The 24,885-nt window shown below is 69.8% G+C and carries 27 protein-coding genes; 19 read left to right on the top strand and 8 right to left on the bottom strand.

The genetic code is table 11. The features are described from left to right. Positions 1-65 precede the first annotated feature (65 nt). The gene (locus tag OG782_RS24015; protein ID WP_406459237.1) at positions 66-1,733 is read right to left on the bottom strand and encodes a chitinase; all 1,668 of its coding nucleotides are present in this window, start codon (positions 1,731-1,733) and stop codon (positions 66-68) included. Between the two features lie 667 nt (positions 1,734-2,400). Here OG782_RS24015 and OG782_RS24020 point away from each other — a divergent pair. The 16 genes from OG782_RS24020 to OG782_RS24095 all read left to right on the top strand — a co-directional run bounded on the left by OG782_RS24020 (position 2,401) and on the right by OG782_RS24095 (position 17,102). Continuing rightward, positions 2,401-3,237 (top strand): hypothetical protein, encoded by an 837-nt coding sequence (locus OG782_RS24020; RefSeq protein ID WP_406454187.1) that lies wholly within the window; start codon positions 2,401-2,403, stop codon positions 3,235-3,237. Positions 3,238-3,430: 193 nt separating this feature from the next. Further along, positions 3,431-4,144 (top strand): Flp pilus assembly protein CpaB, encoded by a 714-nt coding sequence (gene cpaB, locus OG782_RS24025; protein WP_406454189.1) that lies wholly within the window; start codon positions 3,431-3,433, stop codon positions 4,142-4,144. A gap of 7 nt (positions 4,145-4,151) precedes the next feature. Further along, on the top strand, positions 4,152-5,399 hold the full coding sequence (locus OG782_RS24030) for a CpaE family protein (RefSeq protein ID WP_406454191.1): 1,248 nt from the start codon (positions 4,152-4,154) through the stop codon (positions 5,397-5,399). 76 nt (positions 5,400-5,475) lie between these two features. Then, positions 5,476-5,937, top strand: a complete 462-nt coding sequence (locus OG782_RS24035; protein WP_406454193.1) for a TadE family protein — start codon at positions 5,476-5,478, stop codon at positions 5,935-5,937. After that, entirely contained in the window at positions 5,934-6,338 is a 405-nt protein-coding gene (locus tag OG782_RS24040) for a TadE/TadG family type IV pilus assembly protein (RefSeq protein ID WP_406459239.1), read from the top strand. The genes OG782_RS24035 and OG782_RS24040 overlap by 4 nt, the downstream gene beginning before the upstream one ends. Positions 6,339-6,373: 35 nt before the next feature. Then, positions 6,374-7,714 carry a CpaF family protein gene (locus OG782_RS24045; protein ID WP_406454195.1) on the top strand — a complete coding sequence of 447 codons (1,341 nt, stop codon included), beginning with the start codon at positions 6,374-6,376 and terminating at the stop codon, positions 7,712-7,714. A 73-nt stretch (positions 7,715-7,787) separates the two neighbouring features. Next, positions 7,788-8,726 (top strand): type II secretion system F family protein, encoded by a 939-nt coding sequence (locus OG782_RS24050; protein WP_406454197.1) that lies wholly within the window; start codon positions 7,788-7,790, stop codon positions 8,724-8,726. A 29-nt stretch (positions 8,727-8,755) separates the two neighbouring features. Continuing rightward, entirely contained in the window at positions 8,756-9,643 is an 888-nt protein-coding gene (locus OG782_RS24055; protein ID WP_406454199.1) for a DUF5936 domain-containing protein, read from the top strand. Between the two features lie 47 nt (positions 9,644-9,690). Further along, positions 9,691-11,064 (top strand): sensor histidine kinase, encoded by a 1,374-nt coding sequence (locus OG782_RS24060; protein ID WP_406454201.1) that lies wholly within the window; start codon positions 9,691-9,693, stop codon positions 11,062-11,064. Between the two features lie 91 nt (positions 11,065-11,155). Beyond that, on the top strand, positions 11,156-12,238 hold the full coding sequence (locus tag OG782_RS24065; protein WP_406454203.1) for a response regulator: 1,083 nt from the start codon (positions 11,156-11,158) through the stop codon (positions 12,236-12,238). A 203-nt stretch (positions 12,239-12,441) separates the two neighbouring features. Then, a complete protein-coding gene (locus tag OG782_RS24070) occupies positions 12,442-12,675 on the top strand; it encodes a hypothetical protein (protein WP_406454205.1) in 234 nt (77 codons plus the stop codon). After that, positions 12,672-13,274, top strand: coding sequence for a pilus assembly protein TadG-related protein (locus tag OG782_RS24075; RefSeq protein WP_406454207.1), 603 nt, complete (start codon positions 12,672-12,674; stop codon positions 13,272-13,274). Before OG782_RS24070 ends, OG782_RS24075 begins: the two co-directional genes overlap by 4 nt. A 30-nt stretch (positions 13,275-13,304) precedes the next feature. After that, positions 13,305-13,901 carry a hypothetical protein gene (locus tag OG782_RS24080; RefSeq protein WP_406454209.1) on the top strand — a complete coding sequence of 199 codons (597 nt, stop codon included), beginning with the start codon at positions 13,305-13,307 and terminating at the stop codon, positions 13,899-13,901. Continuing rightward, complete coding sequence (locus OG782_RS24085; protein WP_406454211.1) at positions 13,901-14,545, top strand: OmpA family protein; 645 nt, start codon at positions 13,901-13,903, stop codon at positions 14,543-14,545. The genes OG782_RS24080 and OG782_RS24085 overlap by 1 nt, the downstream gene beginning before the upstream one ends. A gap of 261 nt (positions 14,546-14,806) precedes the next feature. Next, a complete protein-coding gene (locus OG782_RS24090) occupies positions 14,807-16,291 on the top strand; it encodes an MFS transporter (RefSeq protein ID WP_406454213.1) in 1,485 nt (494 codons plus the stop codon). A 118-nt stretch (positions 16,292-16,409) separates the two neighbouring features. After that, complete coding sequence (locus tag OG782_RS24095) at positions 16,410-17,102, top strand: TetR/AcrR family transcriptional regulator (protein ID WP_406454215.1); 693 nt, start codon at positions 16,410-16,412, stop codon at positions 17,100-17,102. A gap of 10 nt (positions 17,103-17,112) precedes the next feature. On the opposite strand, the gene OG782_RS24100 is transcribed toward OG782_RS24095, so the two are convergent. Together OG782_RS24100 and OG782_RS24105 are read right to left on the bottom strand one after the other, a co-directional pair. Next, positions 17,113-17,304 carry a hypothetical protein gene (locus OG782_RS24100; protein WP_406454217.1) on the bottom strand — a complete coding sequence of 64 codons (192 nt, stop codon included), beginning with the start codon at positions 17,302-17,304 and terminating at the stop codon, positions 17,113-17,115. A gap of 11 nt (positions 17,305-17,315) precedes the next feature. Continuing rightward, the gene (locus tag OG782_RS24105) at positions 17,316-18,167 is read right to left on the bottom strand and encodes a DUF5753 domain-containing protein (protein ID WP_406454219.1); all 852 of its coding nucleotides are present in this window, start codon (positions 18,165-18,167) and stop codon (positions 17,316-17,318) included. A 313-nt stretch (positions 18,168-18,480) separates the two neighbouring features. Here OG782_RS24105 and OG782_RS24110 point away from each other — a divergent pair, with 313 nt between their 5' ends. Further along, the gene (locus tag OG782_RS24110; protein WP_406454220.1) at positions 18,481-19,011 is read left to right on the top strand and encodes an ATP-binding protein; all 531 of its coding nucleotides are present in this window, start codon (positions 18,481-18,483) and stop codon (positions 19,009-19,011) included. 75 nt (positions 19,012-19,086) lie between these two features. Here the strand turns inward: OG782_RS24110 and OG782_RS24115 are convergent, their stop codons facing one another. Then, positions 19,087-19,785: a tyrosine-protein phosphatase gene (locus OG782_RS24115; protein ID WP_406454222.1), complete on the bottom strand. Its 699-nt coding sequence runs from the start codon at positions 19,783-19,785 to the stop codon at positions 19,087-19,089. Positions 19,786-19,821: 36 nt separating this feature from the next. Then, positions 19,822-20,490, bottom strand: coding sequence for a hypothetical protein (locus OG782_RS24120; RefSeq protein WP_406454224.1), 669 nt, complete (start codon positions 20,488-20,490; stop codon positions 19,822-19,824). 431 nt (positions 20,491-20,921) lie between these two features. Between OG782_RS24120 and OG782_RS24125 the strand changes: the two genes are divergently transcribed. Continuing rightward, positions 20,922-21,851 carry a nitroreductase/quinone reductase family protein gene (locus OG782_RS24125; protein ID WP_406454226.1) on the top strand — a complete coding sequence of 310 codons (930 nt, stop codon included), beginning with the start codon at positions 20,922-20,924 and terminating at the stop codon, positions 21,849-21,851. A gap of 40 nt (positions 21,852-21,891) precedes the next feature. Here OG782_RS24125 and OG782_RS24130 read toward each other — a convergent pair whose 3' ends face one another. Next, positions 21,892-22,218 carry a hypothetical protein gene (locus OG782_RS24130; protein WP_406454228.1) on the bottom strand — a complete coding sequence of 109 codons (327 nt, stop codon included), beginning with the start codon at positions 22,216-22,218 and terminating at the stop codon, positions 21,892-21,894. Further along, positions 22,215-22,841 carry a hypothetical protein gene (locus OG782_RS24135; RefSeq protein ID WP_406454230.1) on the bottom strand — a complete coding sequence of 209 codons (627 nt, stop codon included), beginning with the start codon at positions 22,839-22,841 and terminating at the stop codon, positions 22,215-22,217. The genes OG782_RS24130 and OG782_RS24135 overlap by 4 nt, the downstream gene beginning before the upstream one ends. Positions 22,842-23,162: 321 nt before the next feature. On the opposite strand from OG782_RS24135, the gene OG782_RS24140 reads away from it, so the two are divergent. Continuing rightward, a complete protein-coding gene (locus tag OG782_RS24140; protein WP_406454232.1) occupies positions 23,163-24,098 on the top strand; it encodes a YihY/virulence factor BrkB family protein in 936 nt (311 codons plus the stop codon). Here OG782_RS24140 and OG782_RS24145 read toward each other — a convergent pair. Then, the gene (locus tag OG782_RS24145) at positions 24,095-24,598 is read right to left on the bottom strand and encodes a DinB family protein (protein ID WP_406454234.1); all 504 of its coding nucleotides are present in this window, start codon (positions 24,596-24,598) and stop codon (positions 24,095-24,097) included. The two genes, OG782_RS24140 and OG782_RS24145, sit on opposite strands and share 4 nt — an antisense overlap. Positions 24,599-24,885: the final 287 nt, after the last annotated feature.

The raw sequence follows: 24,885 nt of genomic DNA on the forward strand, positions 1-24,885 counted from the left end.
TGCCGACGGCTGCCGGACGTATGCCGGACGTGTGCCGACGGATTCCGACGGATGCCGGAGGGTGGTTACGGCAGGCCGTGGACGTGCGGGGCGACCGCGTTCGACCAGGCGTTGCCCGACTTGGCGTCCCAGTTGGTCGACCAGGTCATGGCGCCGCGGATGCCCGGGTAGGTCTTCGCGGGCTTGAAGGTGCCGCAGTTGGTGCCGGCGGCCAGGCAGTCCAGGGCCGCGTTCACGATCGACGGGGAGACGTAGCCGCTGCCCGCGCCGCTGGTGGAGGCGGGGACACCGAGGCCGACCTGCGACGGGGCGAGGCCGCCCTCCAGCTGGATGCAGGCCAGCGCGGTGAGGAAGTCCACCGAACCCTGCGAGTAGACCTTGCCGTCGCATCCGAGCATCGAACCGCTGTTGTAGTACTGCATGTTGACGACGGTCAGGATGTCCTTGATGCCGAGCGCCGTCTTGAAGTACTCACCCGAGGTGGACTGCATGTCGATGGTCTGCGGGGCCATCGTGATGACGAGACCGGAGCCCGCCTTCTGCGACAGCGAGCGCAGCGCCTTCGTCATGTACGTGGAGTTGAGGCCGTTCTCCAGGTCGATGTCGACCCCGTTGAAGCCGTACTCCTGGATGAGCGAGTACAGGGAGTTGGCGAAGTTGGTCGCGGACGCGTCGCTGTTGACCGAAACCGATCCCTTTTCGCCGCCGACCGAGATGATGACGTTCTTGCCGGCCGCCTGCTTCGCCTTGATGTCGGCCTTGAACTGGTCGACGGTGTAGCCGTTCAGGCCCGCCGAGTCCAGGTTGAAGGTGACCGCGCCGGGCGTGGTGGTGGCGTCCGCGAAGGAGACGGCGATGATGTCGTAGTTCGCGGGCACGTCGCTGAGCTTCTGCACGGTCGCGCCGTTGTTGAAGTTCTGCCAGTACCCGGTGACCGCGTGCTTGGGCACGGAGGTGCCGGGGTTGGGGTTGCCGCCGCCCGAGGTGGCCGTACGGCCGCTGACCGTCGTGGACTTGACCGACTCACCGGCCGCGTTGGTGGCGGTCACCGCGAACTGGTACGCCGTGTCGGCCGTCAGTCCGGTGATCGTCGCCGAGGTCCCGGTGGAGGTGGTGGCCTTCGCGCCGTCCTTGTAGACGGTGTAACCGGTCGCGCCGGTCACCGCGTTCCAGGACAGGGCGAGGGAGGAGGAGGTGGCCGTGCCGACCGCGAGACCGGCGGGGGCCGCGGGGATGGTCGGGGCGGGGTCGGTGCCGCCGCCGCCGTCGGGGCCGCTGACCGAGACGTCATCGACGAGGTAGGCGGCCTGCCCGTACCAGCCGTGCGTGTACACGGTGACGGACGTGGTGCTCGGGCCCGTCTTGAAGCTGGTGGTGAGCTGGGTCCAGCTGCTGGAGCCGGGGGTCCAGGTCGAGACGTCGGTGGTCCCGGTGCCGCTGGCGCCCAGGTAGGCGTATCCGCCCTGGACCCAGGAGCTGAGCGCGTACGTCGAGTTGGGCTTCACGGCCACGGTCTGGGTGCACTGGGCGTTGTCCTGGCCGGCCGGGGTCGCCTTGAGGGCCGAGGTGCCGCCGTGCACGGGGGAGGAGACGGTGGCACCGGAGCCGCCGGAACAGGTCCAGTTGGCGAGGCCGGACTCGAAGCCCGCGTTCTTCGCGACGTTGACGTCGGCGGCCTCGGCGCTGCTGACGAGACCGGTGACGGTCAGGGCGCCGGCGGCGACGACCGCCATGGCGGACCCGAGGACCGGGCGGGTGCGGCCTCTTCTGCGGCTGGGTGCGGGGGAACGATCCACTTGCTGCCTCCGGGGGGAGTCGGGGATGGCGGGGGGAGCGGCACGGGGATGCCGGGGTGTGGAATCGGGGAACGGTGGCCACCGCTGGCCGATAAACTGGTCCAGACCAATCAAGTTGTCAAGACCTCTGGCGGTAAACCGTCGCAACCAGGGCTGTGAGCAGGGCTGTTGTCGGGGGAACGGTTCCGTCCGCTGTGGTCCGCACCGGCCCTGGGCCCGGGGGCCCCAATCCGGGCCCAGAGCGCTTGCTGGGCCCTCCCTGTGTGCCGGGGGCGGCGGATGGCCTTGCTTCAGCGCATCCGGCGTGCGCTGAAGCAAAGAGGATCTTGAATTCCCTTGGCGGGCCTGGCTGGGCCCGGTTGGGCCCGTGAATCGTCCGGAAATTAACAACGGTTCACTTGGGGCGATTTGTCGTGCGAACAACAGGTGAGGACTTCACGGACCGTGTCCAACTGGGCCCTGGAGGGTGTTCTCTGCCTCGCCTTACGTGGATAAAGTGCTGAAGCAGGAGCGTCCGAGCAGGAGCACCTGGCAGGAGCGAATGCGGCCGGCGGTACACGACGGCCGGAGCTGAACGGGGAACAGCGTGCCGACAGCAATAGCAGTGACAAGCGCTGACCTCGTGCTGCCGCCCACGGATCAGCAGACGCCCACGGCCGTACACCTGCGCGCCCCCGACGAACAGTCGTTGGACACGGCGCTGAGCGACATGCAGCTTCTCCTGGATCTGCACGGCTACGTCATCGCCGTCTATCCGTCCAGCATCGCCCCCGCCCACGAGCGCCGGCTGCACACCATCCGCGCCGTGCTCGAGAGCGACCGGATCGCGCTGCTCAAGGTGGATCTGCCCCCGCTGGGGGTCGCCGTACTGGTGCGCCAGTTGCGGCAGTTGTCCATCTGTGACTTCAGCGCCGGGGTGGTCGCCTCCGCCGCCCGGCTGCTCTCGCACTACATCCACTCCGGTGCGCTCCTGAACTCGGTCACCAAGCTGGACCGGGTCCCGGTCAGCCTGAAGGCCCACGCGAAGTCATGGGTCCCCGGCTCGCAGTTCGGTGTGCTGGCCAACCCGAAGCCCCAGCTGATCAAGGTCGGTACGGGGGAGCTGGACGGGCCCGACTTCACTACGCATCTACTGGTGGCCAAGGGGCAGTTGCAGTCCGACTGGGTAACCAAGACGGTCGCCCCGGCCTGGCAGGTGCAGGAGGTGCACGACGTCGCGCTGCCCGCGGATTCGGCCGCCTGGTGGGGCACCTCCAAGTTGATCGAATTCGCCGCGTTTCTGCCCGATATCTCGCTGATTTATCAATTGGTTTCTTCGGTTCGCAGAGAGGTCTGTAGCTGGTGCGGAAACGAACTCATCGGCGACCGTTGCGGCCTGTGCAATGCCCCGCTGAATCCACCGGAGAGCCGAACACGCGGATCCGCTGTCCTGAACCAGTGAACGCCCATGCGCCGGACGTCGTGAAACACCGCGGCGACGGCGCTGCCCGGCTGCACCCACAGCCGGGCGAACAGCGCAAGGCGGCGGTCCGCCCCTTACGGGCCGCACCAGACCGTGAACCGCGACAGCTCGTCCCCGTCCCGTTCCCCTGTCCGCTCATCGGCCCACGTCACCCAACGAGGTTGCTCCGCTCATGAACTCACGGCAACGCCGCGGCGTCATCCTGCTCCTCCTCTCGGTCCTCTGCGCCTTCGCCGCCTTCGCCGGTGTGCTCTCGGTGATCAGCGATGTGAACTCGAAGGTCGGACCGGAGGTGACTGCCTACCAGGTCAAGACGGACATCCCGCCCTACAAGCCGCTGGATGCGGGGCAGTTCGAGAAGGTCACGATGCCGAAGCGCTGGCTGTCCAAGAACGCGGTCACCGATCTGTCGGTCATCAACGGGAAGATCGCCGTCACCAGCCTGCGCAAGGGATCCCTGCTCCAGGACGACATGATCGTCAGCCGCCCCAGGCTGGAGAACGGGCAGCAGGAGATAGCCATCATGATCGATGCGGCGACCGGTGTCGCCGGCAAGATCCGGCCGGGCAACCTGGTCAACATCTACGCCACGTTCGAGGGGCAGACCGACAAGGACAAGCCCACCTCGCGCGTCATCGTCCCGAACGCCAAGGTCCTCGACGTCGGTGAGCTGACCTCGCTGGAGCCGAGGAAGGACGGCAGCGCGAGCGGTCCCACCGAGGCCGTGCCGATCACCTTCGCCCTGGACACCACCGACGCCCAGCGCGTCGCCTACGCGGAGTCGTTCGCGGAGCACGTCCGGCTGGCGCTGCTGCCCGACGACAGCCCCACCACGCTCCGTCCGGGCGAGGGCAGCTACAACCTCGACGAAGACAAGAACAAGTGAGGACCGGATGAGCACAAGAATCCTCCCGGCCGTCGGTGACGCCGACGCCGCCCGATCCGTCACCACGCTGCTCAGCCAGCTCCCCGACGCGGAGCCGGCCGCGCCGCTGGGTGACTCGACCTCCCTGCTCGACACGCTGGCCCGGCTCGCCGCCGAGTCCCTGGACGAGCTGCCAGAGGTCGTGCTGGTGCACGAGCGGATCGGTCCGGTTCCGGCTCTCGAGCTGATCCGGGAGGTGGCCCTGCGCTTCCCGGCGGTCGGGGTCGTGCTCGTCACCTCCGACGCGGGCCCCGCGCACTACTCCGCCGCCATGGACTCCGGCGCCCGCGGCCTGGTCGCCTTGCCGCTGTCGTACGAGGAACTGGCCCAGCGCGTCCAGGCCGCGGCCGGCTGGTCCGTCGGGGTCCGCCGCCACCTCGGCACGGGCCCCGAGGTCTTCACCGGCCCCGGCGGCACCGTCGTCGCGGTCACCGGTGCGAAGGGCGGCGTCGGCACCACCGTCACCGCCGTACAGCTGGCCCTCGCGGCGGCGGCCTCCGGCCACACGGTCGCGCTCGCCGATCTGGACCTCCAGTCGGGGGACGTCGCGTCCTACCTCGACGTGCAGTTCCGCCGGTCGATCGTCGACCTCACCACCATCCAGGACATCTCCCCGCGCGTCCTCCAGGACGCCCTGTACAACCACGACTCCGGGCTCGCCCTGTTGCTCGCGCCGGGCGAGGGGGAGCGGGGCGAGGACGTCAGCGACCGGGTCGTGCGCCAGACCATCAGCGCCCTGCGGCACCGGTTCGAGGTCGTCATCATCGACTGCGGTACGCACATGAACTCGGCCAACGCCGCAGCGGTCGAGATGGCGGACCGGACCCTGCTGATCACCACCCCGGACGTGATCGCCGTCCGTGCCGCCAAACGCATGGTCCGGCTCTGGGACCGGCTCCAGGTCCGCAAGGCCGAGGAGACGATCACGGTCATCAACCGCTTCACCCGCAACACCGAGATCCAGCCGCCGCTGGTCGAGAAGATCACGGCCACGAAGGTGGCGCGGATCGTGATTCCCGCGAACTTCAAGGAGCTCCAGGCGGTGGTGGACGCCGGCCGGTTGCAGGACCTGGAGGCCAAGTCCACGGTGAAGCAGGCCCTGTGGGGCCTCGCCGGAGATCTCGGTCTGGTGAAGAGCGCGGAAGCGGCCTCGAAACAGGGCAGGTTCAAGGGTGACCGGGGCTCTGTCGGCACCCGTCGTGGACGTACGAAATGAGCGGCGGCCGGGCCGGGCAGTCCCGTCGGCCGGAAGCGATCAGGGAAGCGAAGAGACCGAGGAGGACCGTTGAGTCATGAACCTTCTACGAACGGCCCGGCTGCAGACAGGGCCGCATAGCCCCGGAACGGAGATACCGGAACCTGCCGCCACCGGCCGCCCGCGCGGCGACCGGGGGCAGACGGCGATCGAGTTCGTCGGCACCCTGCCGCTGATCCTGATCACGCTGGCCATCATGTGGCAGGCCGCACTGGTCGGCTACACGTACATGCTCGCGGGCAACGCGGCGGACAAGGCGGCCAGGGCGGCGGCCGTGGCGAACGTCAGCCAGCGTGTGGCGTGCGAGCAGGCCGTCCACGAGGACGTGCCCAGCGCCTGGGACACCACCGTCGAGAAGTGTGGCAGCCGGTTCAGCGAGCTGGTCAGGGTCAGGGTGAAGATCGACGTGCCGCTCCTCTTCCCCGGGGCGTTCAATCTGCCGATGCGCGCAACGGGTGAGGCCAAGGCCAAGAACGAGACGGGTGGTTGGCTGTGGTGACGCATCTCCGCCGGCGACGACTCGTCCCCGGACGTACTCCCGCCCCTCGCACCACCCGCCAGCGGGGGCAGGCAGCCCTCGAATACGTGGGTGTCGTCACCCTCCTCCTCGTCGTGGCGCTGGCCGCGGCCCAGCTGGGCTTCGCCGTGTACGCGGCCCAGCAGGCCGGCACGGCCGCACGGGCGGGGGCCCGAGTGGCTTCCGATGGCGTCGGTCAGCGCCAGCGCGGGAGCTCGGTGGCCCGGGAGTCCATGAGCGAATGGGTCGCGAAGAAGGCTTCGTTCCGCACGTCGGGCGGCGCCGGCTCGGTGACCGTGACCGTGAGGGTCAAGGTCCCCAAGTTGTTGCCGCTGTTCAACTTCAGGCCCATCGAGAAGAGCGCAACCATGCCGACCGACTGATCCGGCACCGGCAACCACACAAGGGAGTTCAGCACATGAGCCTGCGGGCGCGCATCACCAGTCCCGAGCCGACGAACGGGATGAGCGAAGAGAGTCGGCTGGTCGGGGTCTACCGCGCCAAGCTCCTGGAGGAGATCGACCTCGCCGAGATGTCCGCCCTCGCGGCGGCCGAGCGCAGGGCGCGGCTCGAACGCGTCCTGGGCCACATCATCAGCCGCGAGGGTCCCGTCCTCTCCTCCATGGAGCGTTCGCAGCTCATCCGGCGGGTCGTCGACGAGGCCCTCGGGCTCGGCATCCTGGAGCCGCTGCTCGAGGACGCCTCCATCAGCGAGATCATGGTCAACGGGCCCGAACAGGTCTACGTGGAGCGGGGCGGGCGCCTGGAGCTCCTCCCCATGCGCTTCTCGTCCAACGAACAGCTGATGCAGACCATCGAACGCATCGTCTCCACGGTCAACCGCCGTGTGGACGAGGCGAATCCCATGGTCGACGCCCGGCTCCCCTCGGGCGAGCGTGTCAACGTGATCATCCCGCCGCTCTCCCTCACCGGCCCGATCCTCACCATCCGGCGGTTCCCCAGGGCGTTCACGCTCCAGGAGATGATCGGGCTCGGCTCCCTGGACGAGCACATGCTGGTCCTGCTCTCCGGACTCGTCCGCGCCAAGTTCAACGTGATCGTCTCCGGCGCCACCGGCACCGGTAAGACCACCCTGCTCAACGCGCTCTCGGGCCTGATCCCCAACGGCGAGCGCATCGTCACCATCGAGGACTCCGCCGAGCTCCAGCTCCAGCAGTCCCACGTGATCACGCTGGAGAGCCGCCCCTCCAACGTGGAGGGCAAGGGCCAGATCACCATCCGCGACCTGGTCCGCAACTCCCTGCGTATGCGCCCCGACCGCATCATCGTCGGTGAGGTCCGTGGCGGCGAGACGCTCGACATGCTCCAGGCCATGTCCACCGGTCACGACGGCTCGCTCGCCACCGTCCACGCCAACAACGCCGAGGACGCGCTGATGCGTCTGCAGACGCTGAGCTCCATGTCCGAGGTGGAGATCCCGTTCGTGGCGATCCACGACCAGATCAACAGCGCCGTCGACGTGATCGTGCAGCTGACGCGTCATGCCGACGGCTCCCGCCGCGTCACCGAGATCGCCATCGTGGACTCGCACGGACGCGAGGACTACCGCATCGTCTCCGTCTGCCGCTTCAACGCTCAGCCGATGGGCGCGGACGGGCGCGTGTACGGGAAGTTCGAGTACTACCCGCTTCCCCGCCGGGTGGCCGACCGCTTCTTCATGATGAGCGAGGCCATCCCGGCAGCCTTCGGTGTCGCCGAGTCGGAGGAGCAGCTGAGCATGCGTAAATCCGCCGCCTGAGCCCGTAGCCGTACCCGTCCCCGCGTCCCGTACGGTCCCCAGCCCTCCGTTCACCCAGAAGGTCTCCCCCGACATGGATAATCTCCCGCTTCTGACGGTCGGTGTGACACTGTTCGCCGGTCTGTTCGCCGTCCTCGGCCTGCACACCTTCTCCTCGGGCAGGGCACAGCGGCAGGAACTGTCCGACCGGATGTCCCAGACCGGCCAGCTCACCATCGGCGGCCGCGTACGGCGCTTCCGTGGCATCGACCGCCGACTGCGCAGGACGAGCCTGGGCAAGCGCATCGAACGCAAGATCGCGGTCACCGGCCTGGACCTCACCCCCGGCGAGTACTTCGTCTACGTCGTGGCGGCCCTGCTCGCCCTCTACTTCGTGGTCGGCTCGATCTTCGCGCCGTTCTTCGGACTGCTCGCCGCACTCACCGGTCTGTGGGGCGGCAACGCCTTCCTGAACTGGCAGCGCGCCAAGCGCACTGAGGCGTTCATCAACCAGCTGCCCGAGCTGACCCGTGTCCTCGCCAACGCCACCCAGGCCGGCCTGGCACTCCGTACGGCCATCAGCATGGCGGTCGAGGAACTCGACGCCCCGGCGCAGGAGGAACTGCGCCAGGTCGCCGACCGGCTGGCCGTCGGCCACACCCTCGACGACGCGCTGAACGAACTCGTGGAGCGGCTGCCCTCGCGCGAACTCACCGTGCTCGTCTCCACCCTCATCCTCTCCAACCGGGCGGGCGGCACGATCGTCTCCTCGCTGCGCAACCTCACGGAGACGCTGGAGGAGCGCAAGGAGACCCGGCGAGAAGTGACCACCCTGCTGTCCCAGGTGAAGGTGACCGCGGTGGCCGTCCCGATCCTCGGGCTGGGCTTCCTGCTCATCATCAACGGAATGCGCGACGGCGCACTCGACGACATGACCGCCGCCACCCCTGGACGGATTGCCGTCATCATCGCCGCGGTCCTCTACGGCCTCGGTTTCTTCCTCATCAACCGGCTCACTCGCGTCCGTATCTGACGGCCGAAGAACCAGGAAAGGAGACAGACATGGAGCTTCTGCTCGCGGCCGTCATCGGACTCGCCGTCTACGGGGCCTTCCAGGGCATCCGCATGTACCGTGCCGACGCCAAACTCCCCGGTGACCTGGCCGTCGCCCTGGAGATCGGCGCAAGCCGCACCACGGTGGCCGGTTCGGCGGTCGACCGGATGGGCATGCGCTACGCCCCCCAGGTCCTGTCGATGATGGGCCCCAAGCGCGTCGACAAGGTCCGGCGCAAGCTGGACATGGCAGGTAACCCCAGGGGCATGACCGTCGACCGCTACGCGGCGCGACGCGCCGTCTACGGCGGCCTCGGCGTGCTGGCAGCCCTGGCGATGCTGATGAACGGGCAGGTGGTCCTGGCCATCATCCTGCTGGTCTACGGCTTCTTCTGGACGGACGTGATCATCAGGGCCGCCATCAGCCGGCGCAAGGACGACATCGACCGGACCCTCCCCGACTTCCTCGACGTCCTCGCGGTCGTCGTCTCGGCCGGACTCGGGTTCCGCCAGGCGCTGGAGCGGGTGGCGGAGAAGTACGTGGGGCCGTGGGCCGACGAACTCCGCATCACCCTGCGCCAGATGGACATGGGCGTCAGCCGCCGTGAGGCATTCGACCAGCTCCGCCATCGCAACCAGTCGGAACAGGTGTCCATGTTCGTCTCGGCCCTCCAGCAGGGCGAGGAGCTCGGCGCCCCGATCGTCGAGACCCTGATCCAGATCGCCAACGACATGCGGCGCACCGACGCGCAGAACGCCCGGCGCAAGGCCTCGAAGGCCGTTCCCAAGGCCACGCTGATCGTCACCAGCTTCATGCTGCCCGGAACGATGATCCTGATCGCCGTCGGCTTCTACTATGCGGCCAGCGTCAATGTCGGAGATGTCTTCGGCGGCTGACGGGTACGAACGAATGGGGGACCGAACGACGAGGAGGTGAGAGGACCGTGGGCCCACGACTGACCGGACCTGCGCTGACCGGCGGCCCCGACGCGCAGACCCAGGCGAGCGCACCCGGCCATGTGCCGGCCCTGCCGATACAGGTGAACGCGCTGCAGGCCCTGTGCCGCCAGCTGTTCGGCTTCCGGCTGGCCATGACCGGGCTGGCCGCTCCCTTCGCGCTCACCGGCGTCCACGACGAACTGGGCAGCTGGCTGGTGGGTGCGGCGGTCCTCGTCACCGTCATGGTGTCCTACGCCCTGATGCGCGACTGGGAGCGCTTCGGACCGTACCTCCTGCGCCATCCCGCCCTCCTCGCCGTGGACATGCTCTTCGGGGCGCTCCTGCTGTTCGCCGCCGGCCCCGGATCGACGCTCTCGTATGTCACGGTCTGCACCCCGCTCCTCGCGGGCCTGGTCTACGGCTGGCGGGGCGGCGCGGTCTTCGCCGCACTCCAGGCCCTTCTGCTCGCCGCCTCCTACGGTGTCAGCGAGGAGGTCGACGCCGACGCGTCGGCCCTGCTCGTCGTGGGGCTCTGCATCATGGCCGGAGCGGTCGGCAGCACGCTGCGGAGCCTGCTGCTCAGGTTCGGCGCCGCATCCCAGGCCCTGACGGAGACCAGGGCCCGCCTCGCGGTGAGCGGCGCGGTGGAGGAGGAACGCGCCCGGCTGGCCCGCGAGATGCACGACTCGGTCGCCAAGACCCTGCACGGTCTGGCCCTCGCCGCCGACGGACTGGCCGGCACGGCCGACCGCATGGACCCGATGACCGTCAAGCGACAGGCCGAACTCGTGGCCCGCTCCGCCCGCAGGGCCGCCGCCGAGTCGAGAGAACTCCTGTCCGACCTGCGCCGTGAGTCGGGCCTCGACGGCGGTATCGACGTACTGGACGAACTGGCCGCCCGCACCTCCGACTTCGAGCGACGTCACGGCGTCCAAGCCGTCTTCCGCCGGATCGGTGACGGCGCGGTGCCGCTCATTCCCCACGCCGTGGCCCGGCACGCCCTCACCATCGCCACCGAAGCCATGGAGAACGCCCAGCGGCACGCTCACCCCAGCCTGGTGGAGGTCTCCGCCGGGCTGGTCCGCGACGTGGTCCGGATCAGCGTGTACGACAACGGCGACGGCCTGCCCCCCGGCACCTCACTGGCCCATCTGAGGAAGGCCGGGCACTTCGGTCTCGTCGGCATGGTCGAACGCGCGGCGTCCATCGGCGCCCGGATCAGGATCGGCCGGGGCAAGGCGACACGGGGCACCGAGGTCCGCCTCGATCTGTCGCTCGCCGCCATGGACCTGGCACCACCCGCAACGGCCGTCACCACCGAGCCGACGCCGCCGCTGCTCACCCACATACCGGGCCAGCCCGTCAGGCCCCACAACTGAACACCGCGTAACGGCATCCGCAACACCCATGCAACCCCCGCATTTTCCGCAGTCCCCACAGTCCCCATCCTGGAGAGAGGAGGCCAGCGCCATGCCGGACGAGATTTCCCGCAGTTCCGGAGAGCGGTGGACGCAGCAGCCGCACGTCTCGCAGCACACGTCCTCGCACGCCGGTCCGCTCAGTTCACCCCCCACCTCCGGTGCGCCCGCACCGGAGGCTCCCGTCGGATTCCCCGCCTTCCCCGCCCCCGAAGCCATGCCCGCCACGCGACCGCTCCGGGTGGTCGTCGCCGACGACAACCCGGTCGTACGGGCCGGCCTGTCCGTTCTTCTGCACGGACGCGACGACATTGACGTGGTCGCGGAGGCGGGCGACGGCCGTCAGGCGTACGAGATGGCGGTACAGCACCGCCCCGATGTGGTGCTGCTGGACGTTCGCATGCCCGGGGTCGACGGCATCTCGGCCCTGCCCCACCTGGTGCGCCTGGCCCCCGTGCTGATGATGACCTACAGCCGGGAGAGCGAGATCGTCCATGAGGCGCTGCGCCTGGGCGCCGGGGGCTATCTCGTGCACGGCGAGTTCACCGCGGACCAGCTGGTGGCCGCGGTCCGCGACACGAAGGAGGGCCGGGCCCACTTCACGTACTCGGCAACCAGCGCGCTCCTGGAGTCGGTACGCGCAGGAGGCACCGGCCCGGCGCAGCACGACCGGATACTGCCGGAGGGCCTCGGTACGGCCTTCTCGGGTCCCGGGTACCACCCCGCAGTACATCAGGGCCAAGTGTCTGCATCCGCACATGACACGCAGGGCAAATGGATGCCGTCGACTGCGGTGGACCAGCACCTCGGCGGTGAGCGCGTCGAGTTGAACGCACCCGGATTCCCGCAAAAGGCTTCGCTTACGCAACCTTCTGTGGGACATTCGTCGTTGAGGGTTCCCGCTCCGGTACCCCAGGGTGTGACGGCGGAGCTGAGTGAGAGGGAGGTGGAAGTGATGGATCTGATCGCGTCGGGCATGACCAATCAGCAGATCGCGGCCACCTGCTTCATCAGCCAGAAGACCGTCAAGAACCACATCAACCGCATCTTCGCCAAGTTGAATGCCGGCAGCCGGGGCGAGGCCATCGCCGTCTGGCACCGGATCTCTTCCGGGGGGTCGATGAGGCATGGCTGAGCACCGGACGGGCTTCGAGGCCCAACTGATGGAGTGGGCCCGGAGTTGGGCCCGCAGGCCCATGCGAGTGGGTGTTGCCCCGGCGTACGTTTCTCATGTCGAAGGCGAGACCGGCCAGGAGGAAGCCGGTAGTGCGGACGACACGAGGACTTATGCAGCAGCGTCGGCCGATTCCCGGTCGGCCGAACTCGGAGGGGAACACCATGACCAACCTGACGCTGAAGGCCGCCACCACCACGCAGACCTACATCAACGGCTGGAAGAACACCGCCGTGGACGCGATGAAGCGCCGCAGCGACAAGGGGCAGGGCGCGATCGAGTACGTCGGCATCACGATCCTCGTGGTGGCCATCGTGGTTGCTCTGCTGAACACCAACCTGGGCTCCACGATCGCCGGCAAGTTCAAGGAGAAGATCGACTCGGTCCTCAACGGGTGATCCGTCGAGCGAACTCCGAGACAGGGCAGGCCGCACCGCTGTACATCACAGCGATGACCGGCCTGCTCTTTCTCGCGTTGGTCTTCTTCGCGTTCGGTGAGGCCGATGTCCAGCGCAACGGTGCGCAGACCGCGGCGGATGCCTCGGCGCTGGCAGCGGCCAAGGACTCTCGCAGCAAGATGGCGCTGGAGCTGAAGGCGCACATCACGGATCGCGGCTACTACATCGCCGTGTTCAATCTGCCCTTCTTCGGTAGTCGGAACACCTGTCCGCAGGCGTCCGCCTGGGCCTCCAAGAACGACGCGACCAATGCCCATTGCATTTGGCCGTACCAAGGCCGCTGGGCGTTCTTCGTAGACCTGCAGTCGGAAAAGGGCATGAGCACGAAGCTGGTTCCGCGCACCAAGGGTAAGAAGGCGAAAACCGAGGCCGTGGCCGTCGTCGAGAATCTCTGCAAGTTCATCCCGAACCCGGACATGACGTCGTCGTCCATCGGTGAGGTCGTCTGCAAAAGCGGCCTGGTATGGGTGGTCAGCCCCCACAACGTGGCTGTCATGCCCAAGATGGCCGACCTCTTCTCCGTACGCCTGGAAGCCTGACCGACGAGTGAACGCAAAGGATCTGGATCAATGAGTACTCGGTACGTGAGGAACATGCGCCGAACCGGAGCCGCAGCATTGATGGTTGCGACGCTGACGCTGTCCCTGTCCGCCTGTGGTGGCGACGACGGCGAGGGCGCCACCGGCAAGGCTCCTTCGAGCTCCTCTGCGCCGTCCAAGGCCGAGAAGGGGCCGCAGGATGATGGCGAGACGCTCCCGGACACCAGCAAGGTCCTGGTGACCGTCAAGGGCGAGAAGGGCATCGACATGGTCGTCCACGTCGCCAAGCGCGACGAGGGCGGATTCCTCACTTTGACGGGCGAGTTCAAGAACACGTCCGGCAGTCGAGTGGTCACACCGGTCCAGTGGAGCGGCACCGAGGAAGCAGTGGCGCGCACCGGCGCTTCTCTGGCCGCCATGACTCTGGTGGATTCCCAGGCGAAGAAGCGCTATTACGTGCTGCGCGACACGGACAACCGGCCGCTCACCACCACCAGTTACGACTCAGGGATCGACGCGGGGAAGAGCCTCCCGTTCTTCGCCCAGTTCCCGGCACCCCCTCAGACGTCCACCAAGGTGGACATCCAGTTCCCGGGCTTCACCACCGCGACGATTGAGATCTCCTAATGACCGCCCGCATCACCACCGCCGAGCGAACCCGGGCTCGTGTGGCGATGACCGTCCTTGCCGGGGTGGTCGCGCTGGGGATCGCCGGAGCTCCGCAGGCCTTCGCCGACGACAGTCCGTACCCGTCGGCCTCGGCTGAGGCCCCGGTCGAGATCGACCCGAACGACACGGACCTCAAGCTCCCCGAAGGGGCGACCCTCGCCCCGGCCAAGGTCCTCGACATCAAGTCCGTCATCGAGGACCTGGGGGGTGAGGAGCGTCGCGAGGACACCAACTCGGACATCAAGTTCGCGCTCCAGGCCGAGGTCCTCTTCGGCAAGGACAGTGCCAAGCTGAGCTCGGCGGCCAACGGCCGGATCAACTCGATCGCCGAGGAGATCAAGAAGCAGGACGCCAAGAAGGTCCGGGTGTTCGGCTTCACCGACAACCTCGGCTCCTCGGCCCATGGCGACGTGCTCTCCAAGCAGCGTGCGGAGGCCGTCCACAACGTCCTGGACAAGGCGCTGGCCGGCACCGGCATCACGTACGAGATCCGGGGCTACGGCGAGCAGTACCCGATCGCCGACAACGGCAACGAAGAGGGCCGGAAGAAGAACCGCCGCGTGGAGGTCTCCTTCGCCCGCGCGGAAGGCTCCAAGAGCTGACGGTCATCGCGTAGCGGCAGGGCTTCGGGCCTGCCGGGCAAGCCCACAGCGGCGGCACACACGGTGTGCCGCCGCTGTGGCGTTCCCGGCCCGGCGGTGAGGCCGAACGTGTGGATGCGGCCGCTCGCGCACCGTGCCGGTCCTGTGCCGCCCGTCGTGAGGTGTGAAGGGTCACCGAGCACTTCGCTTTGAACGGAGCGCTCCGCTCCGATAGGTTGGCGAGGCACCACCCGTCCGCCCTTTTCCGTCCGAAGGCCTGCCATGTCTCATTCCGTACCGCCGTCGACGGGGCATCGGGGCGCGCTACGCCCCACCGCCCTCCTGGCCGCGCTGCTCGTCTCCGTCGGCTCGTACGCGCTGATGCAGACGATGATCGTTCCGGCGCTGCCGGTCCTGACGCGCGAGCTGGACACCGACCCCGCCACCGCGGGGTGGCTCATCACCGCGTTCATGCTCGGCTCGGCAGTCCTGACGCCGGTCGTCGGTTCGCTCGGCGACCGGTACGGCCACCGCCGCATGATGCTCGTCTCGCTCGGCGTCTTCCTGCTGTCCACCCTCGGTGCGGCCTTCGCCCCGGGAGTGCCGTTCCTCATCGTGATGCGGGCCTTCGAGGGCATCAGCATGGCCACGCTTCCGCTCGCGCTCACCCTGATCCGCGAGAAGATGCCGCCCGAGCGGACCGTCAGCGCCTTCGGTCTCACCTCGGCCATGATCGGCGGCGGTGCCGGGCTCGGCATGGTCGTCGGCGGACTGCTGATCGACAGCGCGTCCTGGCGCTGGATGTTCGGCGTCGAGAGCGTGCTCATCGCGATAGCCCTGCTCCTTGTGGTTGCGTACGTCCCCGAGACCTCGCGGCAGCGCCCCGAGCACACCGCCGCCCCTGCCCGCCTCGACATCCCGGGCGCCGTGCTGCTCGCCGCCTCGATGTGCGCGCTCCTGCTCGCCGTCACCCAGGGCAGTGCCTGGGGCTGGGGATCGGGCCGGGTCATCGGGCTGTTCGTCCTCGCCGTCGTCCTGCTCGCCGCCCTCGGAGCGGTCGAGGCGCGCCGCGCCGCTCCGCTGGTCGACATCCGGCTGCTGCGCCACGGCCCGATGTTCGTCACGACCGTCGCGACGCTGCTCATCGGGGCGATCCCGTTCCTGTTCTACGTCCTGCTGCCGCCCCTGCTCCAGACCCCGGAATCAGCCGGTGCCCCTTACGGGCACGGCCTGTCCGTGATCCAGGCCGGTCTGCTCCTGCTGCCCGGCGCGATCGGCACCATGATCGCGGGACGTCTCGGCCCGATGCTCAGCCACCGCTTCGGGGCCCGCGCCCCGCTGTTCGCCGCCATGGCGCTCATGGCCGCGGGCGGCGTCCTGATGGCCGTCTGGCACGACAGCGTGCTCCAGATCGGAGTGATCTTCACGCTGGTCGGCTTCGGTTCCGGGTTCGGGTTCGCGGCGCTCGCCTCGCTCGTCGCGAAGATCGTGCCCCGTCGCGACCTCGCGGCCGGCAACAGCCTCAACACGGTGGTCCGCACGATCGGCAGCGCCATCGGCAGCCAGCTGGCCACCGTCCTGCTCCAGTCGTCGATCGCCTCGGGCACCGGCCTGCCCACCGATGACGCCTTCGGCCAGGGGTTCTGGCTGGCCGGCGGGCTCGGGGTAGCCGGTATCGTGCTCACGGTGGCGCTCCGCGTCCATCCGTACGAGAGCGCGGGCGCCCGGACCGGCGCGGTCGACACCGCGAAGGCGGGTGCCGTGTAGGTGCGGATACGGACCGGGCCCATGGCGCCGGCTTCTCGCGCGTGCCTGCGGGCCCGGTCGCGCGCACGGCCCGTCCGTACGCGACGACGAGACGAGAGAAGCGGAGAACCGGATCCCCATGCCCACCCCCTCCCGAACCCCCGCCGGCCGCCCGCGCGGCCGCCAGATGCAGGCCGAGGCCAACGACGCCAGGGTTCTGCGCGCGGCCCGCGCCGCATTCGCCGAATTCGGCTGGGATGCCCCCGTCTCCGTCATCGCCAAGCGCGCGGGGGTTGGCATGGGCAGCCTCTACCGGCGCTACCCCGCCAAGGACGACCTCGCCCGGCACGTCCAGGTCGACGGACTCGACCGGTGGACCGCTCTCGTCGAGGGGGCGGCGGAGCGCCTCGGCCCCTGGGATGCGCTGGTCAGTGCCTTGCGGGCCGCCCTGACCCAGGGCGGCGAGGTCAGCATGCTGCCCGTCATCGGGGGCCGCTTCGCCTCCTCTCCCGAGGTCGACGCCGCCTCCGCCCGCCTGGAGCACGCCCTGGGCGCACTGGTCCGCCGGGCCGTCGACGAGGGCGCCCTGCGGCCCGATGTCACCCTGGCCGACCTCGTGCTGCTGCTCCAGCTCCTGGGCAGCCGGCTGCCCGGTTCACCGGAGCGGGTGGACGAACTGCGGGCCCGCTACCTGGACCTCACCCTGGCCGCCCTGCGCGCCCCCGCGGCCGGCCCGCTGACCGGACCCGCACCGCAGTGGCCGGAGCTCCTGTCGTTCTGGAACGTGCGGGAGGACGAGGACGCGGAGGTCGCGGGGCCCGACCAGCCGTGAGGCCTTCGCCTCACAGCAGGTGGTCGGCCTTGCCGGCCTTGATGTCGCGGATCAGCTGCTGAAGTGACTCGCGGCTGTCGGTGAGGTACCGGTCCTCCTCGCCGAGCACAGCGATGTAGCCGTTGCCTGCCGAGTCCGTGCCCAGGCGGAAGCAGTTGTTCCCCTCGCCGCAGTACGCGTCTTCCCAGTCGATCGCCGGCATGTTGAACGTCCTTACATTTGGCCCGAGATGGCGTGGACGAAGTCTCGTGACTCGGCAGGATCGAGCGATGCGCCCTCCAGCCAGTCCAGTTGTGCCCTGTACTTCGCCAACTGTCCCTCAGCATGCATGAATTCGGGACCGTGCGCGGAGTCGAGCTGGGCGGTGTCCAATTGTGGTACGACGCCGTGGGCGTAGAGCAGGGCATGCCCTGCTCCGGGGAACGCGCCTCGGCTGACCGGGATGACGCGGATCTCGATGTGCTCGCGCTCGGACATGTGACAGAGGTGGCGGAGCTGGGCCTGCGTGACCTGCCGGCCCCCGAACTGCATCCGCAGAGCGGCTTCGTGGACGTATCCCAGGTAGGGGATGGGGGTCTCGCGGTCGAGAACCTGCTGCCTCTCCATCCGGTGGGCCACTCGCAGTTCGACCTCCAGGCGCGACAGCTCCGGCAGTACGGCACCGAAAACCGCGCGGGCATAGCCGTCCGTGTGCAGAAGGCCGGGCAGGTGGACGGTCTGCGCTGTGCGAAGGCGTGTCGCGTGCCACTCGAGTTCGGCGATGTCCAGCAGACCCGAAGGGAGACTGCCCCGGTACTGGTGCCACCAGCCGCGCTCGTGCGGTTCCGCCATTGCCGCCAGTGCGTCGACGTACCTCTCGTCGCCGCAGGCGTAGTTGCAGGCGAGGGTCCGTACGCGCGCGGGGGCGATCGGGCGGACACCGACCTCCATGTTGGAGATCTTCGTACGGTCTACGCCCAGGAGGCCTGCCGCGTACGTGGTGGTCGCCTCTGCGGCGACGCGCATCTTCCGCAGCTCGGAACCCAGCCGCTTCTGGCGCTCTGTAGGAGTGGAACTGCTCGGCATGGGGCCCCTCTTCCGCCGACGGTGGACACAGTCTGTCCCTGCGAGGGTGGCGCAGTCCAGGAGGATTGGAGGCAATTGCCTCCAATCGTGTGACACGGGTGCCTGCGCTGCGCTACATTCAGTGACGCACCGCTCACGCAGCGACGAGCTGGAAGTGCATCGCGTGGTCCTGCCCGCAACCTCCTGCCCTGGGAGGGGCAGTCCCGCGTCAGGGAGACAAGCCACTGCCCGTCCGGATCGCGAGAGCCATTCGTGCGCACCCACGAGGAAGAGAGACACCGCCAACTCACCACCCGTATCAGGGGAGTCAGCCATGCCCTCATCTCCGCTCGCCGCACTCTGCCCGGTCGCCGCCGACATGTACGCGGGCATCCCGTATCCGGGACACCCGCACCCGAACTCCACCCCTCCCCGGCCCTACCTGCGGCCGAAGGGCGGCGCCGCCCGCGGGGTCGCCCTGAGTTTCACGCTCCCCGGTGACCTCCGCAGCGCGTCCATCGCCCGTACGGCGAGCGCGGCCGCACTGGAGGCGCACGGGCTGGCCCGGTACGTCTGGCCGGTGGCGCACACCGTGTCCGAACTCGTGTCGGTCACCGCGCGCATGAGCCCGGGCCGGGAGCTCTACGTATCCCTGCGCCACCGCGAGGACGCGGTCCGCCTCCTGGTCTGGGACCAGCATCCGCACCACACGGAGCTGGACACGGCCGCGCTCTGCGAGGTGCGGCGCAGGCGGGCGCTGTGGATGCTCGCGGCCGTCGTGGACGACTGGGGAGGGGAATGGGGCATGTGCGAGGCGCCGCAGCCGAGCCGGGGGACCAAGTCCTGGGTGACGCTGCCGCGCTGAGGGCCGGACCCGGTCGGTCCTGCGCGTCTGCGCGTCTGCGCGTCTGCGCGTCTGCGCGCCTGCGTGCCTGATTCGTCAGGCCAAGGCCGTTCGCAGCGCCTCCAGTTCGGACTCCTTCGCGCTGTGCGCCAGGAGGCAGGCGGGCACGGAACCGTAGTGACTGCGGATCCAGATCATCGCGTGGCGCAGGTGGGTCGCGGTGACGGGGAGGGAGCCGTGACCTGGCCGGGCGGCGGCCGCGGACCCGTCGAGCCCGAGGGCCGCGTTCGAGCGGACGAAGTCTTCGGTGATCTCCGCCTCGGAGGCGCCGAGGAGCGTCTGGATGATGGCGACGGTCACCCCGGTGCGGTCCTTGCCCGAGGCGCAGTGGACGAGCGCGGGCAGGGCCCCGGGGGCGAGGAGCCGGCGGATGACGGCGACCGACGAGCGCCCGGCCGCCTCGGCCATGGCCGGGTAGAGCTCCCGCTGGTCCGCGGGCCAGCGCTGTTCGGAGAAGACCGGGATGTGACGGTGCGCGAGGCCGGGGCCGAGGCCGTGGTGCAGGTCCGGTGCCGCTGCCACCTCCGGCGTGCTGCGCAGGTCGATCACGCTGCGCAGCCCGAGCTCCCTGAGCCGCTCGGCGCCCTGGGCGGTCAGTGCGTCGAGAGCGCCCGAGCGGTAGAGGGCCCCGCGGCGAAGGGTTCCGACGCCGCCCGCATCGCGGAAGTTCCGGACGCCGGGGATGTCCGGGGCGCCGTCGGGTACGGATGCGGGGCTGTCGGTGCGTGTGGTCACCGTACGAATATATGAGAGCCGTTCCCGCGCCCGGCCTCAGACCTGCCAGTCGTCGCAGTACTGGATGTGCAGGTGGGCCGGTACGTTCCCGCGCGTCCGGGGCCGCAGCCACGGGCCGGCGCTGAGCTCCGCGCAGAAGTGCCCGGCGTGCGGGTGGCGGTGCAGGTACGAGGGGGCCTCGTCGACGAGGCCGCGCAGGGTGGCGCCGTGCTCGCGGAACGCGGTGGGGCTGCCCACGACGAACAGGGTGTGCGCCGCGATGTCGAAGCCGAGGTGGTCCCGGTACTCCGGGTGGTGTCGCCGCTCGTGGTCGATGGCGCTCTCGTCGGGGAAGTCGTCGTCCGGGGTCGCCGCGACGTGCGGTGTGCCGGCGCCGAGCCGGGCCCGTATGCCCTTCCACGACGACGGCGGGAACTGCAGGCTGTGGTGGAGCAGGACCAGGTCCAGCGGGACCGGGACGCCGTCGCTCACGACCCCGTCCGGGGCCGCGTTGGCCCGGATCGGCAGGTGGACCAGCGACCGGGCGGACCGGGCGGCCAGCGACCAGAGGACGACGAGCTGCGCGGCGCCCTCGCGGTCCGCGTACAGCGACAGCCAGCGGCCGTCGTCACGCAGCGCCAGCCGTCCCGCGACCGGGTCGGGCCGGACCACCCGGACCTCGTCCCGGCCCAGCCGCGCCTTGTGCACGCGTACCCGCTGTTCCACCCGTCCCCCTGCCCCCGTGCTCTGTCTGCCGCCGTACCTTAGCCGGGCGTTCGTGGCCGGGTCCGGAGACCGCGCGTTGACAGCGGGCGGCCGGGTGTCTGTAATGGAGGCGGTGTCGCGTGACGCCGGCCAAAGAGCAGTGGGCCGGCCGGTGATCGGGCGAGCACCCCGCACTCAGGAGCCCGTCGTGAGTTCATACTCCGCGCTCTGTATCTGAGCAGCCGCATTCGAGCACCGCATCCGAGCATCCGACGTAGCGCACCGCACGTCGCCTCCCGTCGCTTCCTGCGTCCTTGCGCGTGTCACGGGCTGTCCGTCCGCCCTGGTCCGCCCTGTTCCGAGGCCTGCGCGCGGTGTGCGTCTTCGTCCGCCACGGCCGCAGCCGCTGCGGCCGCACCGCATCCCAACATCTTCCGGAGACAGAAATCCGTATGCCCACGCCCTTCAATGAAACGCTCGTCGAGGAGTTCCGCACCAACCGGGGGAAGGCCGGTGGTCCCTTCGAGGGCCGCGACCTGCTCCTGCTGACCACCACCGGCGCGCGGTCCGGAACCACGCGGACCACCGCGCTCGGCTACGTACGCCGCAACGGTTCCCTCACCGTCGTCGGGTCCGGCACCGGCACGCCGAACCACCCCGCCTGGTACCACGATCTGCTCGCCCGGCCCGTGGTGGGAGTGGAGATCGGTACGGAGACCTTCCAGGCGCTCGCGGTCCCCGACCAGGGCCCGCACGCCGAGGAGTTGCTCGGCCATGCCCTGCCGGCCGCCCCCGGAACCGGCGGCCCGTCCGTTCCCGCCGACCGCGTCCCGCTGGTCGTCGTGCTGGAGCGCGCCGATCCCGACATGTGGGAGGGGCGGCCCCGCGAAATCAGGACCCTCGCCGACAAGGTCATGGAGGTCCACACCTGGCTGCGCGGCCAACTGCGCCAGGTGAAGGCGGAGACCGACGCGCACTTCGCCGCACGCGCGGCCCATCAGGGCCCCGGCGAGCCCCCGGTCCCGGGGCTCGGGCTACAGATCCGGCAGCGCTGCCTGGCGTTCTGCCAGGCCCTGGAGTTCCACCACACCAGTGAGGACGAGCACCTGTTCCCCGGGATCGCGCGGTACCACCCGGACCTGGGCGACACCTTCGAACGGCTCCGCGACGAACACCGCACCGTCGCACGCATCCAGAACGACCTGGCGGAGCTCCTGGCCGGCATCGCCATCGCCGACCCGCAGCGCTTCCGTACCGAACTGGGCGCGATGTCGAAGGAGTTGAACGACCACCTCGACTACGAGGAGGAGACGGTCGTGCCCCTGCTGGCCGATGTGCCCTGGCCGCCCGCACCCCCGGCGGGCGCGGGCGCGGCCGGCTGAGCCGGGTCACCCGGCCCGTGACGGGCCGGGTGTCGTCTCCCTACGCGAACCGCTCCACCGGTGTGCGCGCACCGGCCCTGAACTCGGGCAGAGCGGCGCTGATGCCGAGCGCCGAGCCGAAGAAGTACACCGAACGGTCCGCCGCCACCAGGATGCTCCCGCCGCCCCGCCCCTGCTGCACGACAGCCACCGCGTCGTCCTCGGGCAGCAGCACATGCGCGATCCGGGCGTGCGGGGCGATACGGCGGGACAGCTCCTCCCCGAACTCGAGAAGGAGCCGCTGCTCCGGCGTCGGAACAGGCGGCGTCGGCGGCAGCGGCGAGGCGTCCGCGGGCCTCCCCGCGCTCCCCGCGCTCTCGTCCCTCATCGCACCGCCCCGTCCTCGTCGTTGGCCGCCGCGAGTTCCGCGATGAGACCGGCGTCGCGCATCCCCGGCAGCACATACCCCTCCGTCTCGTCCCACGGGACGTCGAGATCGTCCATGTGCACGCGCCACTCGGCATCCGGCAGGGCCCGGCGCAACTCCGTCACGGAATCCAGTACATGGGCGATCACCGGCATCAGACGGCCCGGGTCGAACGGCATCTTGGTGGACCCGGTCACGATCTTCTGCGGCTCGTCCGCATCCCGGTCGTACAGGTACAGGCTTTCCTCGTACTCGTACGGGAACGACGCCATGTGCGCGGCGACGATGCGCTCGACGGCTGCGGACTCCGCATCGGTCAGCGGGGTCGCGCGCTGCGCGCTGTAGTAGAGAGAGACGCTCATGGCGGGAGCGTACGACGGGGGTGTGACAGCGGGGCGGGAGACGGTCAGGCGGACGGCACCGAGTGCGACGGCTTCCTCGGAGAGCGTGCGCACGTACCGAAGGCCGTCGCTCGCCTCCGGTCCGGCCTCCAGGCAGGCGGCCCGGACCTGCGCGACGGTCGGCCCGTCGGTCCATGCGAACGTCCACGCCCGCGCGGAGTCGGACCACTCGGTGGTGACCACCGCCTGGGGCGGTCGCCGCCGAACCGTTCGGTGAGCGTACGGGCGAGTCGGTGAAGGGGCGTCGCGCGAGGGGAGGTCATCGGTCCTCGGTATCCGCCGCACCGGCCCCGCACACCCGCCGTACGGGGGGCACCTGTCGTCGCCGTACGGAGGAATCGGGTGTACCGGCCGCAAACGGGAGCAGAAGAGGGTTGGCGGCACACGGTGTCCCCTCGCGTTCCCTGTGCTTTCCTAGCGCTTCCCCACCTTGCCGCCACCCGCGTCCGCACGGCGCGCGGCACCCGGCCGCGCCACCCCTCCTACGTCCCCGGAGCCTCATCCGTGTTCAGCAAGATCAGCGGCTTCGCCGCCGGGGCCCCGCCCCGCCCGGCCGGCCGTCCCCGGACCGGATCCCCGGCGCGGGTGCGGCGCTGGCCTGTCGCGCTGCGCCGGACGCCCGTCTCGGTGTGGAACGACGACCTCGCGGACTGGGCCGCGGCCCTCACGTACTACGCCATCCTCGCGCTGCTCCCCGCGCTCCTGGTGACGGTGTCGGTCATCGGGCTGGCCAATCCCCACGCCACGGACGCGCTGATCGCCGACATCACCGCCTTCGCCCCGGCGGAGTCCGGCGCCGCGCTGCGCCAGCCGCTGGAGGCGGCCACGCAGCAGCGCACCGCGGTCCGGGTGCTGGTCGCGACCGGGACCGTCAGCGCCGTCTGGTCCGCGTCCAGCTATCTCGCCGTGTTCCGGCGGGCGCTGCACGCGATGCACGGGGTCCGGGACACCCGGCCCGCCCTGCGCAAGGCGCACCTCATCGTCGTGTCCGCGGTGGGGCTGTTGCTGCTGCTGATGACCAGCGCGTTCGCCCTCGTGCTCTCCGGGCCGCTGGCCCGCTGGCTGGGGCACCGGCTGGGCCTGGCGCATCTGGGCGACGCGGTGTGGGCGGTGCTGAAGTGGCCCGTACTGCTCTGCCTGGTCGCCTGCCTGATCATGGTCCTCTTCCGGACCGGCCCGGCGTCGGCGCGGGGGGCCCGGCAGGGGCTGCCGGGAGGGGTGCTGGCGGCGGTGCTGTGGCTGGTGGCCTCGGCGGGATTCGCGCTGTACGCGACGTACATCGGCTCCTACAGCCGGCTGTACGGATCACTGGCGGGGCTGGTGGTGTTCCTGATCTGGGTGTGGTTCACCAACCTGGCGCTGCTGACCGGCGCCCAGTTCAACGTCGAGCTGAACCGGGCCCGGCGCGGTGTTCCGCAGGCACCAAATGAAAGTGCCTAGTAGCCCGTGGTGCCGTCGACGATCTCCCGGATGATGTCGATGTGGCCGTTGTGCCGGGCGGTCTCCTCGATGAGGTGCAGCAGGATCCAGCGCAGATCGGGGTGACGGCCGCCCCTGTGCGGCCGCTTGGCCGGGGTGTCCAGGTCGTGGGCCGCGACGAGCTCCCGGTAGCGGGCGCACTGCTCCTCGTACTCCGACAGGACATCGGCGATCGGCATGTCGACGGCGATCCGCATCTCGCGGTCGGGGTCCTCGTCCGTCCACGGCCCCTCGTCCTCCCCGCCGAGGAACGAGACCTCGAACCAGAAGTACTCGACCCAGCGGAGGTGGTTGACCACACCCGCGAGCGTCATCAGAGGCGATCCCGGCAGCGGGGCCTTGGCGGCGTCCTCCTGCGAGAGGCCCTCGCACTTGGCCAGTGCGGTGGCGCGGGTGTAGTCGAGGAAGGTGGTCAGCTGGGTGCGCTCGTCCCATGCGGGAGGCGAATCGGTGCGTGTCATTGCCGCACACCATCGCGCGTCGGCCGTTGCCCTGTCCATCGATTAGACGCCGCAGTCAGCCGTGCCGGACCGACACGCAGACCCGGCGGCCGTACGGGTGCGACGTACCGCGCGGGCAGGACTCGCCGTACGGAGAGAGCTCGCCGTACGGGCAGGACTTACCGCGCGGGCAGAGCTCGCCGTACGGGCCGGACTCGCCGTACGGCGGGGCAGGGGGCCCGGAGCCGTCCTCGTGGCCCAGGCGGATTCTTGGGGTCCGCCCATGGGCCCGTGGGCCCACGCCCCGG

This window comes from Streptomyces sp. NBC_00876 (assembly GCF_045207435.1).
In the GTDB taxonomy this organism is placed as follows: domain Bacteria; phylum Actinomycetota; class Actinomycetes; order Streptomycetales; family Streptomycetaceae; genus Streptomyces.

Excerpts from the sequence above, each read along its gene's own strand:
- OG782_RS24015 (WP_406459237.1), bottom strand. The coding sequence starts at position 1,733 with ATGGCGGTCGTCGCCGCCGGCGCCCTGACCGTCACCGGTCTCGTCAGC.
- cpaB (WP_406454189.1), top strand. The coding sequence starts at position 3,431 with ATGAACTCACGGCAACGCCGCGGCGTCATCCTGCTCCTCCTCTCGGTC.
- OG782_RS24030 (WP_406454191.1), top strand. The coding sequence starts at position 4,152 with ATGAGCACAAGAATCCTCCCGGCCGTCGGTGACGCCGACGCCGCCCGA.
- OG782_RS24035 (WP_406454193.1), top strand. The coding sequence starts at position 5,476 with ATGAACCTTCTACGAACGGCCCGGCTGCAGACAGGGCCGCATAGCCCC.
- OG782_RS24045 (WP_406454195.1), top strand. The coding sequence starts at position 6,374 with ATGAGCCTGCGGGCGCGCATCACCAGTCCCGAGCCGACGAACGGGATG.
- OG782_RS24050 (WP_406454197.1), top strand. The coding sequence starts at position 7,788 with ATGGATAATCTCCCGCTTCTGACGGTCGGTGTGACACTGTTCGCCGGT.
- OG782_RS24055 (WP_406454199.1), top strand. The coding sequence starts at position 8,756 with ATGGAGCTTCTGCTCGCGGCCGTCATCGGACTCGCCGTCTACGGGGCC.
- OG782_RS24065 (WP_406454203.1), top strand. The coding sequence starts at position 11,156 with ATGCCGGACGAGATTTCCCGCAGTTCCGGAGAGCGGTGGACGCAGCAG.
- OG782_RS24070 (WP_406454205.1), top strand. The coding sequence starts at position 12,442 with ATGACCAACCTGACGCTGAAGGCCGCCACCACCACGCAGACCTACATC.
- OG782_RS24080 (WP_406454209.1), top strand. The coding sequence starts at position 13,305 with ATGAGTACTCGGTACGTGAGGAACATGCGCCGAACCGGAGCCGCAGCA.
- OG782_RS24085 (WP_406454211.1), top strand. The coding sequence starts at position 13,901 with ATGACCGCCCGCATCACCACCGCCGAGCGAACCCGGGCTCGTGTGGCG.
- OG782_RS24090 (WP_406454213.1), top strand. The coding sequence starts at position 14,807 with ATGTCTCATTCCGTACCGCCGTCGACGGGGCATCGGGGCGCGCTACGC.
- OG782_RS24095 (WP_406454215.1), top strand. The coding sequence starts at position 16,410 with ATGCCCACCCCCTCCCGAACCCCCGCCGGCCGCCCGCGCGGCCGCCAG.
- OG782_RS24100 (WP_406454217.1), bottom strand. The coding sequence starts at position 17,304 with ATGCCGGCGATCGACTGGGAAGACGCGTACTGCGGCGAGGGGAACAAC.
- OG782_RS24105 (WP_406454219.1), bottom strand. The coding sequence starts at position 18,167 with ATGCCGAGCAGTTCCACTCCTACAGAGCGCCAGAAGCGGCTGGGTTCC.
- OG782_RS24110 (WP_406454220.1), top strand. The coding sequence starts at position 18,481 with ATGCCCTCATCTCCGCTCGCCGCACTCTGCCCGGTCGCCGCCGACATG.
- OG782_RS24125 (WP_406454226.1), top strand. The coding sequence starts at position 20,922 with ATGCCCACGCCCTTCAATGAAACGCTCGTCGAGGAGTTCCGCACCAAC.
- OG782_RS24130 (WP_406454228.1), bottom strand. The coding sequence starts at position 22,218 with ATGAGGGACGAGAGCGCGGGGAGCGCGGGGAGGCCCGCGGACGCCTCG.
- OG782_RS24145 (WP_406454234.1), bottom strand. The coding sequence starts at position 24,598 with ATGACACGCACCGATTCGCCTCCCGCATGGGACGAGCGCACCCAGCTG.